At 72.2% G+C, this 16,727-nt stretch carries 14 protein-coding genes; 6 read left to right on the top strand and 8 right to left on the bottom strand.

Annotated features, from left to right (window positions below):
* Both AC2YHB_RS17055 and AC2YHB_RS17060 read right to left on the bottom strand, forming a co-directional pair.
* Nucleotides 1-813 carry an SDR family NAD(P)-dependent oxidoreductase gene (locus AC2YHB_RS17055; RefSeq protein WP_179650497.1) on the bottom strand — a complete coding sequence of 271 codons (813 nt, stop codon included), beginning with the start codon at nucleotides 811-813 and terminating at the stop codon, nucleotides 1-3.
* A gap of 134 nt (nucleotides 814-947) precedes the next feature.
* Complete coding sequence (locus AC2YHB_RS17060) at nucleotides 948-1,379, bottom strand: Lrp/AsnC family transcriptional regulator (protein ID WP_487354334.1); 432 nt, start codon at nucleotides 1,377-1,379, stop codon at nucleotides 948-950.
* Between the two features lie 89 nt (nucleotides 1,380-1,468).
* Between AC2YHB_RS17060 and AC2YHB_RS17065 the strand changes: the two genes are divergently transcribed.
* Complete coding sequence (locus AC2YHB_RS17065; protein WP_487354335.1) at nucleotides 1,469-2,365, top strand: phenylalanine 4-monooxygenase; 897 nt, start codon at nucleotides 1,469-1,471, stop codon at nucleotides 2,363-2,365.
* Between the two features lie 111 nt (nucleotides 2,366-2,476).
* Nucleotides 2,477-5,587, top strand: coding sequence for a M14 family metallopeptidase (locus AC2YHB_RS17070; protein ID WP_487354336.1), 3,111 nt, complete (start codon nucleotides 2,477-2,479; stop codon nucleotides 5,585-5,587).
* A 133-nt stretch (nucleotides 5,588-5,720) separates the two neighbouring features.
* Here AC2YHB_RS17070 and AC2YHB_RS17075 read toward each other — a convergent pair whose 3' ends face one another.
* Nucleotides 5,721-6,638: a LysR family transcriptional regulator gene (locus AC2YHB_RS17075; RefSeq protein WP_036542933.1), complete on the bottom strand. Its 918-nt coding sequence runs from the start codon at nucleotides 6,636-6,638 to the stop codon at nucleotides 5,721-5,723.
* Between the two features lie 76 nt (nucleotides 6,639-6,714).
* Here AC2YHB_RS17075 and AC2YHB_RS17080 point away from each other — a divergent pair, with 76 nt between their 5' ends.
* Both AC2YHB_RS17080 and AC2YHB_RS17085 read left to right on the top strand, forming a co-directional pair.
* Nucleotides 6,715-8,049: an FAD-dependent oxidoreductase gene (locus AC2YHB_RS17080; RefSeq protein WP_179650495.1), complete on the top strand. Its 1,335-nt coding sequence runs from the start codon at nucleotides 6,715-6,717 to the stop codon at nucleotides 8,047-8,049.
* Nucleotides 8,050-8,195: 146 nt separating this feature from the next.
* Nucleotides 8,196-9,158 carry a 2-hydroxyacid dehydrogenase gene (locus tag AC2YHB_RS17085; RefSeq protein WP_487354337.1) on the top strand — a complete coding sequence of 321 codons (963 nt, stop codon included), beginning with the start codon at nucleotides 8,196-8,198 and terminating at the stop codon, nucleotides 9,156-9,158.
* On the opposite strand, the gene AC2YHB_RS17090 is transcribed toward AC2YHB_RS17085, so the two are convergent.
* From AC2YHB_RS17090 to AC2YHB_RS17100, 3 genes are all read right to left on the bottom strand, one after another.
* On the bottom strand, nucleotides 9,148-9,513 hold the full coding sequence (locus AC2YHB_RS17090; RefSeq protein ID WP_036541926.1) for a DsrE family protein: 366 nt from the start codon (nucleotides 9,511-9,513) through the stop codon (nucleotides 9,148-9,150). The genes AC2YHB_RS17085 and AC2YHB_RS17090 overlap by 11 nt on opposite strands.
* A 299-nt stretch (nucleotides 9,514-9,812) precedes the next feature.
* The gene (locus tag AC2YHB_RS17095) at nucleotides 9,813-10,172 is read right to left on the bottom strand and encodes a GIY-YIG nuclease family protein (protein WP_179650491.1); all 360 of its coding nucleotides are present in this window, start codon (nucleotides 10,170-10,172) and stop codon (nucleotides 9,813-9,815) included.
* Nucleotides 10,173-10,448: 276 nt separating this feature from the next.
* Complete coding sequence (locus AC2YHB_RS17100; RefSeq protein ID WP_218864745.1) at nucleotides 10,449-11,498, bottom strand: alpha/beta fold hydrolase; 1,050 nt, start codon at nucleotides 11,496-11,498, stop codon at nucleotides 10,449-10,451.
* A 103-nt stretch (nucleotides 11,499-11,601) separates the two neighbouring features.
* On the opposite strand from AC2YHB_RS17100, the gene AC2YHB_RS17105 reads away from it, so the two are divergent.
* Both AC2YHB_RS17105 and AC2YHB_RS17110 read left to right on the top strand, forming a co-directional pair.
* Complete coding sequence (locus AC2YHB_RS17105; protein ID WP_179650489.1) at nucleotides 11,602-12,816, top strand: S1C family serine protease; 1,215 nt, start codon at nucleotides 11,602-11,604, stop codon at nucleotides 12,814-12,816.
* 43 nt (nucleotides 12,817-12,859) lie between these two features.
* Entirely contained in the window at nucleotides 12,860-14,020 is a 1,161-nt protein-coding gene (locus AC2YHB_RS17110) for a glycoside hydrolase family 6 protein (RefSeq protein ID WP_179650488.1), read from the top strand.
* A 78-nt stretch (nucleotides 14,021-14,098) separates the two neighbouring features.
* Here the strand turns inward: AC2YHB_RS17110 and pruA are convergent, their stop codons facing one another.
* Nucleotides 14,099-15,736, bottom strand: coding sequence for an L-glutamate gamma-semialdehyde dehydrogenase (gene pruA, locus AC2YHB_RS17115; protein WP_179650486.1), 1,638 nt, complete (start codon nucleotides 15,734-15,736; stop codon nucleotides 14,099-14,101).
* 38 nt (nucleotides 15,737-15,774) lie between these two features.
* Nucleotides 15,775-16,698: a proline dehydrogenase family protein gene (locus AC2YHB_RS17120; protein WP_179650484.1), complete on the bottom strand. Its 924-nt coding sequence runs from the start codon at nucleotides 16,696-16,698 to the stop codon at nucleotides 15,775-15,777.
* Between the last annotated feature and the right edge of the window lie 29 nt (nucleotides 16,699-16,727).

Below are 16,727 nucleotides of genomic sequence, written 5' to 3' on the forward strand. Positions count from 1 at the left end.
TCAGTGTCCCGACAACCGGCTCGTCACGCGGCCGATCAGCCGGGTCCGGCCGGGTGCGACCCGTGAGGCCAGGTCGATCACCCGCGCGTCCGGGCCGACCACCGCGCGCGGCTGGTCCCTCTCGATCGCCTTGACGATGCGGCGCGCGACGAACGACGGTGGCGGCATCAGCACCGAGAGCGGGCCCTGGGACACCTTCGCGATCCGGGCCCCGTCGGCGCCGCGGGCCGTCGCGGCGATGCCGGTGCGGTGGGTGCCGGGGAAGACGACGGAGACGCCGACCGTCGTACCGGCGAGCTCGCCGCGCAGCGCCTCGGAGAACGCCTTCACGGCGCCCTTGGTCAGCGCGTACGTGGCCGTGTGCGGCAGGCCCATCAGCCCGGCCATGCTGGAGACGTTGACGATGTGCGCCTCGTCCTGCTGCCGCAACACCGGCAGGAAGGCCCGGCAACCGTGGACCACGCCCCACACGTTGACGTCGACGAGCATCCGCATGTCCTCGAGCGCCTCGTCGGCGAACGCACCGACGGAGGTGATGCCGGCGTTGTTCACGAGGACGTGGACGACGTCGTGCCGCTCCCGGACCTCGTCGGGCAGGGCCGCCATCCGCTCGGCGTCGGCGACATCGGCCAGGTGGGTCGTCGCGCGGCGACCGTGCGCCTCGACCAGGCGGGCGGTCTCCGCCAGGCCCTCCGCGCGCAGGTCGACCAGCGCCAGGTGGCAGCCTCGCGCGGCGAGGCGCTGCGCCGTCACCCGTCCGATTCCGCTGCCGGCACCCGTCACCACGGCCACCCGGCCCTCGAAGCTCTGCACGAGAACAGGTTATAGAGGAGAGGAGGGCGTCTCGTGACGGTCGCTGCGCGACCTCCTCGACGACCGGCTGCGTCGCTGCGCGACCTCCTCGACGACCGGCTGCGTCGCTGCGCGACCTCCTCGACGACCGGGTGTCAGGACGGGCCGACGTGCTCCTCGAACACCAGCACCGTCTGGGTGGCGACCACCTCGGGGAGCGCCTGGATCCGCTCCAGCACCAGCTCGCGCAGGTGGTCGGCGTCGCGGGCGCGGACCAGGATCACGCAGTCGAAGTCGCCGGTGACCAGCGCGACGTGCGCCGCCTCCTCCAGCTCCCAGACCTTCTTGCGGAAGGACTTCCACGAGTTCTGCTTCGTCCGGACGTGGACGTACGCCGACAGGCCGAGCCCGATCGCGACGTGGTCCACGTCGACGGTGAACTTCCGGATGACCTTGGTGTCGACCATCCGCTTCACCCGCGCGTAGGCGTTGGCGCGGCTGATCCCGACCCGGGTCGCGACGTCGCGGATCGACGTCCGCGAATCGTCCCGCAACACGTCCAGAATCGCGCGGTCGACGGCGTCCATGCGAGACATGTTGCCACATTTCGACGTACCTGATGACCAAACGTCCGACGGCACTGGCAATTCCGTGGATCGGGTCACACACTGCAGCCATGTTCGAGGAAGGCCAGTACTTCGCGCCCGTGACCGCCAACGAGGACGGAGCGCTCGAGGTCCATCTCGGCGCCGACCACCCGGGGTTCGCCGACCCCGAGTACCGCGCCCGCCGTGACGCGCTCGCGACCCTCGCCAACAACTGGCGGCCGGGCACCCCCGCGCCCATCGCGCCGTACACCGACGACGAGCACCACGTGTGGCAGGTCGTCAGCGAGGCGCTGGTGACCAAGCACCGCAGCTACGCCTGCCGCGAGTTCCTCGACGGCAAGGAGTCGCTCGGACTCCCGATCGACCACATCCCCCAGCTCGCCGAGGTCAGCGAGTGGCTCGCGCCCCTGACCGGCTACCGCTACCAGCCGGCCGCCGGCCTGGTGCCGCTGCGCGAGTTCTACGGCTCGCTCGCCGACAAGGCGTTCTGGTCCACGCAGTACGTCCGCCACCACTCGGTGCCGCTCTACACGCCGGAGCCCGACGTGCTGCACGAGGTCGTCGGCCACGGCAACACGCTCGCCAACCCGCGCTTCACCGCCCTCTACGAGCTCGCCGGCCAGGCCTCGCGTCGGGTGCAGAGCGCGGACGCGCTCGAGTTCGTCAGCAAGGTCTTCTGGTTCACCCTCGAGTTCGGCGTGCTCTGGGAGGCCGGCGAGCTCAAGGCCTACGGCGCGGGCATCCTCTCCTCCCCCGGCGAGATCGAGGCGTTCCGCGGCATGAACATCCGCCCGCTCGACGTCGCCACCATGGGCACGCAGGTCTACGACATCACCGACTACCAGGACGTCCTCTACGTCGCCGAGTCGTTCGCCCAGGTCGAGGACGTCGTCGGCGGCTTCTGGGCCGACTGCACCGACGACTCCATCGCCGCGATCCTGGCCCGCACGCCCGCCCACGCGTAGGACCTCCTCCCGGCGACGAGTTTCGCCCAGCTTCTTGACGGTGACCCAGATCACAGCGAATGTGTGCAGCGCGGACCATCCCCTTCCACCCATGAAGCAGAGGTCGATCTCGTGCGCCACCTACCTGCAGCGCTTGCCCTCACCGCCCTGACCGCCGGCCTCCTCACCGCCGGTCCTCCCGCCAGCACCAGCCCCAGCCGCGACGACCGCGGCAGCGGCGGCGGCCTCGAGGTGTACGTCGTCGAGGCGGCCCCGGGCCAGCTCGACGCCCTCGAGGACGTCGGCGTCGACACCCACCACGTCACCCAGGAGGACGCCGGCCAGGGCAACGTCCGCCTCGACGCCGTCATCACCGGCAGGCAGGCCGCGCAGCTGCGCAAGGACGGCCTCAAGGTCACCGTCAAGCGGGTCAACGGCCGCAAGGCCTCCGAGGAGGCGCGTCGGCAGAACCTCGCCGGCTACGACGCCTACCGCTCGTACAGCGAGGCCGACGGCATCGCCGACGAGCTCCGCGAGACCGCGGCGGCCAACCCCTCGATCGCCAAGCTCGTCAGCATCGGCAAGACCGTCAACGGCAAGGACATCCTCGCGCTCAAGGTGACGAAGAACGCCCGGCAGCTCAAGGACGGCAAGCGCCCCGCGGTACTGTACGGCGGCGCGCAGCACGCCCGCGAGTGGATCACCCCCGAGATGGTGCGCCGGTTGATGCACCATTTCCTCGACAGCTACGGCTCGGACCCCGAGATCACGTCGCTGGTCGACACCACCGAGCTGTGGTTCCTGCCGGTCTCGAACCCCGACGGCTACGACTTCACGTTCACCCCCGACAACCGCCTGTGGCGCAAGAACCTGCGCGACAACAACGGCGACGGGACGATCACGCCCGGTGACGGCGTGGACCCCAACCGCAACTTCGCGGTCAAGTGGGGCTGGGACAACGAGGGCTCCTCGCCAGAGCCGGCCAGTGAGACCTATCGCGGCCCGGGCCCGAACTCCGAGCCGGAGACCAAGGCGCTCGACGCCCTCATGGCCCGGGTCGGGTTCGAGTTCTACATCAACTACCACTCGGCCGCCGAGCTCCTGCTCTACGGCATCGGTTGGCAGGTCGGCACGCCGTCGCCGGACGACGTGATCTCGGAGGCGATGGTGGGTGACGACGCCAACCCGGCGGTCCCCGGCTACGACCCGGACATCTCCGCCGAGCTCTACACCACCAACGGCGACACCGACACGCACGCCCAGGTCGAGTACGGCACGCTCGGCTTCACGCCGGAGATGACCACCTGCGAGACGGCGTCGAACTCCGACCCCGACGACGAGTGGGAGGCCGACGACTGCCTCTCCGGCTTCAACTTCCCCGACGACGAGGGCCTGATCCAGGCCGAGTTCGAGAAGAACATCCCGTTCGCCCTCTCGGTCGCGAAGTCGGCGACGGACCCCGACGACCCGGTGTCTGTCGTCAAGGACGACGGCAAGGCGCGGACGGCCGCCGACATGGTCTCCGACCCGTTCTCGGTGTCGCACGGCACCACCCAGCCGGTCGCGGTGACGGCCAAGAAGGCGATCAAGGACCTGAAGCTCAACTACTCCGTCAACGGCGGTCCGACGAGGACGGCCAAGACGGCGCTGTGGAAGGGCGGCGAGCGCTACGGCGACACCCACCACGACTACTACGGCGAGTTCCGCGGCACGGTCACCGGCACGGCGTCCGGTGACTCGGTCAAGGTCTGGTTCACCGGCGTCAAGCCCGGCAAGGGCCCGGTCAGGAGCGAGCCGTTCACCTACGAGGTGGCCGACGACATCGGCGGCGACGTGCTGATCCTCGCCGCCGAGGACGTCACCGGCGCCAGCCCCGTCCAGGGCGTGACGACCGCCAAGTACGCCGACGACTACGCCGCGGCGCTCACGGCCGCCGGCTACACCTCCGACGTGTACGACGTCGACGCCAACGACCGCCGGGCCCCGCACCACCTCGGCGTCCTGTCCCACTACGACGCCATCGTCTGGGAGTCGGGCGACGACATCATCACCCGCGCGGTCGGCCAGCCGGGGGGCACGGCGGCCAAGCTGTCCAACGACCTCGAGACCGCCGTCCGCGACTACCTCAACGAGGGCGGCAAGGCGCTGGTCACCGGCCAGTACAACCTCTTCGCCCAGGCCACCGGCGCGACGTACTACTTCTCGCCGACGGCGCCGCCGGAGTGCACGGTCCGGGCCAACCCCTGCCTGACGTTGGAGAACGACTTCCTCCAGTACTGGCTCGGCGCCTACAACTACGTCAGCGACGGCGGCACGGACCCCGACTCGGGCAACCCCTACCCGGTCCGCGGCGACGACGGGACGTTCGACGGCTTCGCCGGCACCTTCAACGGTGGCGACGGCGCCGACAACCAGGGCCACACGGCGTCGCTGCTGACCACGTCGAGCTTCCTGCCCCCGGCCGAGTTCCCGCAGTTCGCGAGCTCGGAGCCGATCGAGTGGGACCGCCCCGGTGGCGCGCCCTTCGACCCGCACACCGGCGACTGGTACATGTTCAGCCAGACCGCCGACCAGGGCTGGAAGCGGCTCAGCCGCACGGTCGACCTGACCGGGAAGACGTCGGGAGCGCTGAAGTTCCAGATGTCGCACGACACCGAGGCGGACTGGGACTTCGTGATCGTCGAGGCCCACGAGGTGGGCAGCGACGAGTGGACCACGCTGCCCGACGCCAACGGCCACACCGCGCAGGTCACCGGTGAGTCCTGTGCGTCCGGCTGGGACGCCATCCACCCGTTCGTCGCCCACTACCAGGGCGCGGACTGCTCGCCGACCGGCACCACCGGCGCCTGGAACGCCGCGACCGGCAGCAGCGGCGGGTGGCAGGAGTGGAACGTCGACCTGACGGCGTACGCCGGCAAGCAGGTCGAGGTGTCGATCTCCTATCTCACCGACTGGGGCACCCAGGGCCTCGGCGTGTTCGTCGACGACACGCAGGTCATCGTCGACGGAGCGCCGACCGCGACGACCTCCTTCGAGGACGGCCTCGGCGGCTGGACGCCGTCGGCGGCGCCGGCTGGCTCGCGGACGACGAACAACTGGGAGCGCAGCCAGACCGCCTTCCAGGAGGGCGCGGGCACCGTCACCGAGGACACGGTGTTCACCGGCTTCGGCGTCGAGGGCCTCACCACGACGGCGATGCGCAACGACTTCATCGCCGCGGCGATGGAGCACCTGCTGGACTGACGGCCTCAGGAGCGACGACCCAGGAGTGACGACAGCAGGCCCCCGGCACCACGCCGGGGGCCTGCTCGTCTCCCGGTCGTCGAGGAGCTTGCGCAGCAAGCGTCACGAGACGCCCGGGCGCACCTCTCGGGTGTCAGCGGCGCGACGCCCAGGCGACCAGCTCGCGGGCCGGGCCCTCGGGCGGGTGCGGACCGCCCTTCCAGACCGCGTGCAGGCGGCGGGTGAGGTCGAGGCCGGTCACCGTCACCCGGACCAGCCGCCCGGTGGCCAGGTCGTCGCGGACGGCATGCGCGCCGACCGCCGCGGGACCGGCGCCGGCGGCGACGGCGGCCCGCACGGACGCCGTACTCGAGAGCTCGAGGACGGGCGCCGCCATCGGCAGGTCCGCGAGGGCGCGCTCGAGGACGGTGCGGGTGCCCGACCCGACCTCGCGTACGACGAGGGGCGTGGCCGCGAGCGTCGCCGCCGTGACCCGGCGGCGGGACCGCAGCGCCCACGGGTGCGCGGGCCCGACGACCACGACGAGCTCGTCGGTGCCGACGAGGCGGTGCCGCAGGCCCCGCGGGGCGTCGGGACCCTCGACGAAGCCGAGGGTCACCTCGTCGGCCGTGACCAGCTCGACCACCCGCTGGGTGTTGGTGGCGGTCATCGTGATGTCGGTCGGCTGCTGGCCGCGCTGCACCTGCTGGGCGCGCAGGCCGACCAGCCAACCGGGCAGCAGGTGCTCGGCGATGGTGAGGCTTGCGGCGATGTCGAGGTGGCCGCGGCGGTCGGCGCGCAGGGCGCCGATGCCGGCGTCCAGCTCCTGCGCGGCGTCGAGCACGCGGTCGGCCCACTGCACGACCAGCTCCCCCGTGGGGGTGAGCTCGGAGCCGCGCTTGCTGCGTGTGACGAGGGGCTCGCCGACCAGTGACTCCATGGTGCGGACCCGCGAGGAGGCGGCCTGCTGGGTGATGCCGAGCTCGGCCGCGGCGGCCCCCAGCGACCCCGTGCGGGAGACGACGACGAGCAGCTCCAGCGCCCGGAGATCCGGGACGTGCGGCCCCAACATGGTCACAAGCCTACCTTGTGACCACCCAACCACAACCTCGTTCTGTGAGCGGTCGCGGATCAGCAGACTCATCAGCATGACTCTTCGTGTGGCCATCGTGGGCGGCGGACCGGCCGGCATCTACGCCGCCGACATCCTGACCAGGTCGGAGACCCCCGTCTCGGTCGACATCATCGAGCGGCTGCCCGCGCCCTTCGGACTGGTCCGGTACGGCGTCGCGCCCGACCACCCGCGCATCAAGGAGATCATCAAGGCGCTCCAGCGGGTGCTGGCCAAGCCGGAGGTCCGCTTCCTCGGCAACGTCGAGTACGGCGTGGACGTGAAGCTCGAGGACCTGCGCGAGTTCTACGACGCCGTCGTCATCGCCACCGGGGCCATGGCCGACCGCGACCTCGGCATCCCCGGCGAGGAGCACAGCCTCGGCGCCGCCGACTTCGTGAGCTGGTACGACGCCCACCCCGACGTCCCGCAGACCTGGCCGCTCGAGGCGACGAGCGTCGCCGTGCTGGGCGTCGGCAATGTCGCCCTCGACGTGGCCCGCGTGCTCGCGAAGACCGGCGACGAGATGCTCGTGACCGACATCCCCGCCCACGTCCACGCCGGCCTGAAGGCCAAGACCATCACCGACGTGCACGTCTTCGCGCGCCGCGGCCCGGCGTACGCGAAGTTCTCGCCGCTCGAGCTGCGCGAGCTCAACCACTCGCCCAACGTCGAGGTGATCGTCCACCCCGAGGGCTTCGACGTCGACGCCCACGGCATGGAGCACATCGCCCAGCACAAGTCGCAGAAGATGGTGCTCAACACCCTCACCAGCTGGGTCGGCGCGGACCCGGTCGGCAAGCCGCACCGGATCCACCTGCACTTCGCCGAGGCGCCGGTCGAGATCGTCACCGACGCCGACGGCCGGGTGACCACGCTGCGCACCGAGCGCACCCACTCGCCGAACGAGGACGGCACCGTCGAGGGCACCGGCGAGGTGACCGACTGGGACGTCCAGCAGGTCTACCGCGCGATCGGCTACCGCAGCACCGCGCTGCCGGGCCTGCCCTTCGACGACCGCGCCGCCGTGATCCCGAACGACGGAGGACGGGTCCTGGACCTCGACGGCAACCCGATCCCGGGCACCTTCGTCACCGGCTGGATCAAGCGCGGTCCCGTCGGCCTGATCGGCCACACCAAGAGCGACGCCGCCGAGACCGTCGCCCACCTGCTCGAGACGACGGTGGAGACCGCCACGGCCCGCCGCCCCGAGGACGTCGACGCCTACTTCGCCGAGCGCGACGTCGACGTCGCCACCCACACCTCGTGGGAGCTCCTCGACGCGCACGAGGTCGCCCTGGGCGAGGCCGAGGGCCGCGCCCGGGTCAAGGTCGCCACCCGCGAGGAGATGTTGCGGGCCGGTCGCGCCTGAGCACCACCCCGGTGGTCGAGGAGGTCGCGCAGCGACCTCCACCCCGGTGGTCGAGGAGGTCGCGCAGCGACCTCCACCCCGGTGGTCGAGGAGGTCGCGCAGCGACCGTCTCGAGACCCCCGCACCCGACCTCGTAGGTTGGTCCGGTGACACGATCCGGCGCCGTCCTGCGGGTCCCCCCGCTGAGCAAGCTGCTGCACGAGTCCCTCGCGGCGTCGTACGACGTCCTCGACCTGCCCTCCGAGGGGCGGGCCGCGTTCCTCGCGGAGCACGCCGGTGACGTGGTCGCGATCGCGTGCACCAACAGCGGCCGGGTCGACGCCGAGCTGATCGGCGCGCTGCCGCGACTGCAGGTGGTCGTCAACCAGGGTGTCGGCTACGAGAACGTCGACGTCGACGCCTGCCTCGAGCGCGGCATCCTGGTCAGCCACACCCCCGACGTCCTCGACGACGCGGTCGCCGAGACCACGCTGGGCCTGCTGATCGCGACCCGCCGTCGGCTGGTCGAGGCCGATGCGTTCGTCCGCGAGGGCCGGTGGGCCGACGGCCAGTTCCCGCTCACCGGGCAGGTCAGCGGCAGCCGCGTCGGCATCCTCGGCCTGGGCCGGATCGGGCGCCGGATCGCCGACGTCCTCGAGGCGCTCGGCTGCAAGATCAGCTACCACAACCGCCGCCGCGTCCCCGGCGTCCCCTACACCTACGCCGGCTCCCCCACAGAGCTCGCGGCGGCGGTCGACAACCTGGTCGTCGTCGTGCCGGGCGGGTCCGCGACGGCCGCCCTCGTCGACCGGGACGTGCTCGACGCCCTGGGTCCGGACGGCGTGCTGGTCAACGTGGCGCGGGGATCCGTCGTCGACGAGCCCGCCCTCGTCGCCGCGCTGCAGGAGGGACGGCTCGGCGCCGCCGGCCTCGATGTGTACGCCGAGGAGCCCCACGTCCCGGAGGCGCTGCGAGCACTCGGGAACGTGGTGCTCCTCCCCCACGTCGGCTCGGCGACCGTGCGGACGCGGACCGCGATGGCGGACCTCACGCTCGCCAACCTCGCGCTCTGGTGGGAGTCCGGTCGCCTGCAGACCCCGGTCCCGGAGATGGCCGCGCTCAGTAGCTGAAGCTGGTCGCGCCCTCGTCGCCGATCCACTGCCACATCGGCACGGTGCCGCCGATCTCGGCGCCGGCGATGAGGTTCTCGGGGTCGAGGGCCTTGGCGTTGAAGCAGAGCGGACAGACGAGGTACCTGCCGCCGGCCGCCTCGTAGCGGGCCAGCAGCTCCGGCAGCGACGGGCATCCCTCGCAGGCCCGGCCGACGGCCGTCCCGGGCACCGCGAGGCGCACGGCCTCCTTGGTCAGGAACATCAGCGTCGGGCGCCCGTGCTCGGCAGCACCCAGCGCGACGAGGAACGCGACGGTGACCTTCTCGGGGTCCTCGAGTCCGGTGGCGAGGCTGACGACGGCCTTGTTCGACATGACGATCTCCTTCGGGTCCTGGGCGGTGTCTCCGCCGATGCCCGAAGCCTCCGCCCGGGAGGGGGTCCACCGGATCCGCGCCGACGCGCAACCCGCGGCGGGTGCGTGGCGGCCGACGCGTACGCGTCACCGGTGGTCGAGGAGGTCGCGCAGCGACGCTCACCCGGTGGTCGAGGAGGTCGCGCAGCGACCGTCACGAGACCCCCGCAACCCGTGCTGCCAACTCATCCCACCGAGCCGGACCGCAGACCGGCTCACCAGGTCTCGAGACGGTTGCTGCGCAACCTCCTCGACCACCGTCACGGGACGTCCGCAGGAGGCTCCCAACGGTCCGGAGCGCCGCTCGTCTGCGCATCCTGGCGCGCCGCCCTACCCGAGTAGCCGCGACTGCCGAGCTCCACCAGCGCGTCGATCCGACCCTCGATCAGTGCGATCCGCTTCGCGCGTCCCCAGCCCTGGATCTGCTTCTCGAAGAGGAAGGCGAGGTCGATCCGGTCGAACCAGTGCGACCACACGAGCACGACCGGGCGACGGCGGGGCCTGCGGGTGTACGCGGATCCGAGGCCCAGGTTGTGCTCGTCGATCCGGCGCTGGAGGTCGACGGTGCTGCCGACGTAGAAGGTTCCGTCGGCGCAACGAAGGATGTAGGTGTACGGCATGACGCGGACCCTCGTCCGCGCCGCAGCAGTCCGCAACGGGGACCCGGTCAGCCTGTGGAAACGAGCCTGACGAAGCGCACCGGTGGTCGAGGAGGACCGTCACCCGGTGGTCGAGGAGGTCGCGCAGCGACCGTCTCGAGACCCCCGCAACCCGTGCTACCAACTCATCCCATTGAGCCGGACCGCGGACCGGCTCACCAGGTCTCGAGACGGTTGCTAGCGCAACCTCCTCGACCACCGGGGTGTGCTGCGCAACCTCCTCGACCGACGGGAGGGTCAGGTGAGGACGCGCGCGACCGCAGCGGCACGGGCCGTGCGGCCGGAGAGCCCGAGCTTGAGGTAGACGTTCTGGAAGTGCCGCTCGACGGTGCGGACGCTGAGGGTCAGGCGGTCGGCGATGGCGGTGTTGTCGAGGCCCTCGGCGGCGAGCAGGAGGATCTCGCGCTCGCGGTCCGTCAGGTGCGACACCGGTACGACGGCCCGGTCCTCACCCACGAACGCCGCGACCTCACGCAGGAACGCCGGCCAGGCGGGCTCGTCCGCCAGCAGCACGTGGTTGCGGGACTCCAGCATCACCAGGCGGGCGTCCGGGATGTCGGCGGCCAGCCGGGGACCCCAGCCGGGCGCCACGCGGTCGCCCTCCGCGTGCAGGACCAGGGTCGGCGTGGTGATCTCCGGCAGCAGCGCCCGGACGTCGGTCGCGTGCCGGGCCACCCGGCTGCAGACGGCGTTCTCGGTGTTCGTCGAGGTGCGCTGCAGCTCGTCCATCCACTCCATCTGCTGCTCGGTCGCGTCGGGGATGAACGAGTTGGTGAAGACCCGGCGGAAGAGCGGGTCCGGCCGCGCCCAGCCCGCGCGGATCATCGCGAGGAAGGCCTCCTCGGCCGCCTCGTCGGCCTGCTGCAGCCCACCCCCGGCCATGCCGCCGTAGAGCACCAGCCGCGACACCCGGTCCGGGTGGGCGTGCGCGTAGGCCAGCGCGACGGGCGCGCCGCCGGACATGCCCATCACCGCGAACCGGTCGAGCCCGGCCGCCTCGACCAGCGCCTCCAGGTCGGCGAGCCGGCGCGCGAGGGAGAAGTCGGTGACCTCCCACTCGGAGAGCCCGAAGCCGCGCTCGTCGTACCGGACCACCGTGGCGAGGTCGCCGAGGTCGTCGAGGAAGTGCCGCCACACCGGGCTCTGCCAGTCGTGCTGCAGGTGGCTGAGCCAGCAGGACACGATGAGCAGCGGCGGACCGGAGCCGTGCCGGGCCCACGCGATCCGCACCCCGTCGTCGGCGCGGCAGAAGCGCACCTGCTGGTTCGGGACCTGAGCGGCGACCACGGGCGTCAATGTACGCCGCTCCCAGCCCCGGCGGCCGGGCTTCGTGGCGACTCCTTGGCCTCCCCACATCGAACCCACAGATTCGCGACGCACGCTCGATGACATGACCAGCCCGACTCCCCCGCCGCCGTACCTGCCGCCCCCGCCGCCGCCCCCGTTCGGGCCGGCCGGCCACGCCCGTCGGCGGAGCGGCCGCGGCCTGGTCGCCGCCGGTGTCGCGGGCGGCGTGCTGCTGGTCGGCACCGGGGCCGCGACGACCGCCGTCGCGCTGCAGGTCCTCGACCGCGACGGCGCCGCGAGCGCCGGCACCAGCCTGGTCCCGTCGACGACCGCCCAGGACGGGACGGGCAGCCGGCCGGACACGGGAACGCTGCCCGAGCTGACGCCGTACGGCGGCGGGCAGGACGCCGGCAGCGAGACCGCGTCCGACGCGAGCGCGGAGCAGTCGACGGGCATCGTGCAGATCACCTCGACGCTCACCAACGGCACCGGGGCGGGCACCGGGCTGGTCCTCGACGCCGACGGCACCATCGTCACCAACCACCACGTGGTCGACGGCGCGACGAGGATCGAGGTCACCGTCGTGTCGACGGGCCAGACCTACCGCGCGACGTACCTCGGCGGCGACGCGGTCACCGACGTCGCGGTCCTGCAGCTGGAGGGCGCCAGCGGGCTCACCCCGGTCGACCTGTCCGACGACGCCGCGCAGGTCGGCGACCAGATCACCGCGGTCGGCGACGCCGGCGGCGACGGTGGCTCGCTGACGGCCGCGCCGGGCACGGTCTCCGCGCTGGGCCAGGACATCACCGTCCAGGAGACCGACGGCTCCTCCACGAAGCTGACCGACCTGATCCGGATGGACGCCTACGTGGTGCCCGGCGACTCCGGGGGCGCCGTCCTCGACGACCAGGGCGACGTGGTGGGCATGAACGTCGCCGCCTCCAGCGGCAGCCGCAATGTGACCGGCTACGCGATCCCGATCGCCACCGTGGAGTCCGTCGTCGACCGGATCGAGGCCGGCGACGAGAGCGGCGACATCGAGCTCGGCTACAGCGGCTACCTCGGCGTCGGCCTCGACCCGTCGGCGTCCTCCGCCCTCATCGCCCAGGTCATCGACGACACCGCGGCCGAGGAGGCCGGACTCGCGGTCGGCGACACGATCACCGCCGTCGACGGTGACACCATCGGCACGGCCGACGCCCTCCGCTCCGCGATCGCCGCCCACGACCCGGGCGACCGCGTCACGATCACCTGGACGACCTCCGGCGGAAGCACGCGGTCGGCCACGGTCACCCTCGGCGAGGGTCCCGTGTCCTGAGCCTTTCGCTCAGGATCGCGGCGGCGGCGCCGACGAGGAGAGGATGCGCCGCCTCATCGTCCTCGGCACCCTGCTGGTCGCGCTGGCACTGGCCGCGTGGCCGGCGGGGGCCGACCCACTCAACCCCGCCAACCCGCTGCAGGACGGCCGTCCCTGGCAGTGGTCCGCCATCACCACGCGCGCCAACCCGGAGCTGCTGAACCACCGCGTCGAGACCGATCCTGCGCGCAAGGCACAGCTCGCGCGGATCGCGCTCACCCCGCGCGTGCGGTGGTTCGCGAACTGCGGCTCCTGCAATGTGGACCGCGTGCGGCAGTCGGTGGCGTCGTACGTCGCCGACGCTCGCCGCAACCACCCCGACGGCGTCGCCCAGCTGGCGATCTTCGGGCTCTGGCCCGACGGCGAGGTGGTCAACGGCCGGCGACCGGCGATGTCGTGGTCGATGACCCGCTACCAAGCGTGGATCCGCCAGATCGCCCTCGGCATCGGCGACGCCCGCGCCATCATCGTCCTCGAGCCCGACCTCGCCATCTCCGCCAACCACGGCGCCGACGGCCGGACCATGCCCGACCCCTCACCGGGCACCCGGATGCGGATGGCCGCGTGGGCGGCGCGCTACCTCGCGACCACTCTGCGCAACGAGACCCTGTACCTCGACGCCGGCTCCGCCGACTGGCTGTACGTCGACGAGGCGGTCCGGCTGCTGCGCGCGAGCGGCGTGCAGTACGCCCGCGGCTTCGCCCTCGGCGCCACGCACTACGACTCCGTCGCCGCCAATGTCGCCTTCGCGGCGAAGGTCTCCCAGGCGCTCGGCCGCGTCGGCATCAGCGGGAAGCGCGCGATCATCGACACCGCCGACAACGGCACGCCCTTCACCTGGGCGCAGTGGAACGCCCGCTGGGGCGACCGCTTCCGCTCGACCGGCAACGAGTACTACCAGTTCGACAACACCCCGACCTGCGGCTCCCCGACCGAGCAGGTCTGCCAGACGATCGGCCACCGCCCGAGCCGCAGCCCGCTCGACGCCGAGGCCGCCAAGCTCGGCCTCGGCACCGACCACCCGACCCTGCGCCGCCAGGCCCGCGTGTACGTCGACGGGTACCTCTGGTTCGGGCGCGGCTGGCGCTGGATGCAGCAGGGTGGCAACGACAGCCGCACCCCGGGGCGGATGGTGCGGATGGCGGCGTACACCCGGTTCCGCTGAGCAGCCCGTCGTACCGGACCCAGTGGCTGCGTCTCCCGCGAGATCACGACCACTGGGTCCGGTACGACGCAGGACCGATCAGCCCATGTGCGGGTAGCCGTGGTCGGTCGGCGGGACCAGCGTCTCCTTGATCGAGCGCGGCGAGGTCCAGCGCAGCAGGTTGAGCGCCGAGCCGGCCTTGTCGTTGGTGCCCGAGGCGCGGCCGCCGCCGAACGGCTGCTGGCCGACGACCGCACCGGTCGGCTTGTCGTTGACGTAGAAGTTGCCCGCCGCGAACCGGAGCTCCTCGCTCGCCCAGTCGATCACCCGGCGATCGGTGGCGAGGATCGAGCCGGTCAGCGCGTACGGCGCCGCCGACTCCGCCTGCTTCACGACCGCCTCGAACGCGCCGGGCCGGCTGTCGTCGTACACGTGGACGACGAGGATCGGGCCGAAGTACTCCGTCGAGAACATCTCGTCGGCGGGGTCCTCGGCGACCACGATCGTGGGCCGGACGAACCAGCCGACGCTGTCGTCGACGGTGCCGCCGGCGACGACCTGGAGGCCCTCGGTCGCGTGGGCGCGCTCGATGGCGGCCTTGTGCTTGGCGAAGGCGCGGGCGTCGATGACGGCACCGGTGAAGTTCGAGAAGTCGGTCGGGTCGCCGACGGCGAGCGCGTCGGTCTGCGCGGCCAGGTCGTCACCCATCCGCGCCCACAGGGAGGCCGGGACGTAGGCGCGCGAGGCGGCGGAGCACTTCTGGCCGCTGAACTCGAAGGCACCGCGGATCAGCGCCGTGCGCAGCACGTCCGGGTCGGCGGAGGGGTGCGCGATGACGAAGTCCTTGCCGCCGGTCTCGCCGACGAGCCGCGGGTAGGAGCGGTACGACGTCAGGTTGTCGCCCACCGTGCGCCACAGGTGCTGGAAGGTCGGCGTCGAGCCGGTGAAGTGGATGCCGGCCAGGTCGGGGTGCGCCAGCGCGACCTCGGAGACCGCGAGCCCGTCGCCCGGGAGCATGTTGATCACGCCCGGCGGCAGGCCGGCCTCCTCGAGCAGCTGCATCGTCAGCGACGCGGCGAGCTGCTGGGTCGGGGACGGCTTCCAGATCACGGTGTTGCCCATCAGCGCCGGCGCGGTCGGCAGGTTGCCGGCGATGGCGGTGAAGTTGAACGGGGTGATCGCGTAGACGAAGCCCTCGAGCGGGCGGTGGTCGGTGCGGTTCCAGATGCCGGGGCTGTTGGCGATCGGCTGCTCGGCGAGGACCTGCCGGGCGAAGTGGACGTTGAAGCGCCAGAAGTCGATCAGCTCGCAGGCGGCGTCGATCTCGGCCTGGAAGGCGGTCTTCGACTGGCCGAGCACGGTCGCGGCGTTGAGCCGCTGGCGCCAGGGGCCGGCGAGCAGCTCGGCGGCGCGCAGCAGCACCGCGGCGCGCTCGTCGAAGGGCAGCGCGCGCCACTCCGGCGCGGCCTCGTGGGCGGCCGCGATCGCGGACTTGGCGTCGTCGGCGGTGCTGTTGCGCAGCACGCCCAGCACCTTCTGGTGCGCGTGCGGCTGGACGACGGCGATCTCCTCGCCGCCACCGGTGACGCTCTCGCCACCGATGCGGGCGTCGAGCTGGTGGGTGGTCGACGTGAGCCGGGTGATCTCGGCGGCCAGCGCCTCGCGCTCGGGGTTGCCGGGCGCGTAGGTCAGGTTGGGCTCGTTGACGGGAGCCGGCGGGGTGGTGATGGCGTCCATGTCAGGTCCTCTCGTGGGGGCTTCGGGGATCAGGCGGATCAGCGGTGCGCGAGGGCGCGGAGGAAGAAGGCGACGTTGGCGGGACGCTCGGCCAGGCGTCGCATGAAGTACCCGTACCAGTCGGTGCCGAACGGGAGGTAGACCCGCATCCGGTGGCCGCCGTCGACCATCCGCTGCTCGAGGTCGGGCCGCACGCCGTACAGCATCTGCGCCTCCCACCGGTCGTCGCCGCGGCCGGCCGCGACGGCCTTCTCGATCGCGCGGTCGAGCATCGCCGGGTCGTGGGTGGCGATCATCGGGTAGCAGTCGGAGGTCATCAGGGCGTCGATCGCGGCCTCGTAGGCGCGGTCCACGTCGTCCTTGCGCAGCAGCGCCACGGTCGCCGGCTCCCGGTAGGCGCCCTTGACCAGGCGGATCCGCGCGCCCGTGCCGTCGAGCGCCGCGATGTCGCCGGGGGTACGACGGAGGTTGGTCTGGAGCACGTTGCCGATCCACGGGTACGACGCCCGCAGTTCGGCGCCGATCGCGAGCGTGGAGTCGACCGTCGTGTGGTCCTCCATGTCGAGCGTGACGGTGCAGCCCAGGCCGGCAGCGGCGTCGCAGATCTCGGCCGCGTGGTCGGTCGCGATCGTCGTACCGTCGGGAAGGGCCTGGCCGAGGGCGGACAGCTTGAGGGAGACGTCCGCGCCGTCGGCGCAGCCGGCCTCGGCGAGGGCGACCAGCAGGGCGCGGTAGGCGTCGCGGGTGGCGCGGGCGCCGCCGATGTCGAGGACGTCCTCGCCCAGCACGTCGATGGTGACGCTGCGTCCGGTGGCGATGAGCGCGGCGCTCGCCTCGACGGCGTCGGCGGTGGTCTCGCCGGGCACGAAGCGGTCGACGACCTTGCGGGTCACCGGGAAGGACTCGACGGCCCGGCGCGCGCGGGTGCTGCGCGAGGCGCGGTTGAGGGTCTGGCTCAGCATGCTTCCACGCTACGAGTGGCCCGGGCCAC

The organism is Nocardioides sp. SRI_004 (genome assembly GCF_057586415.1).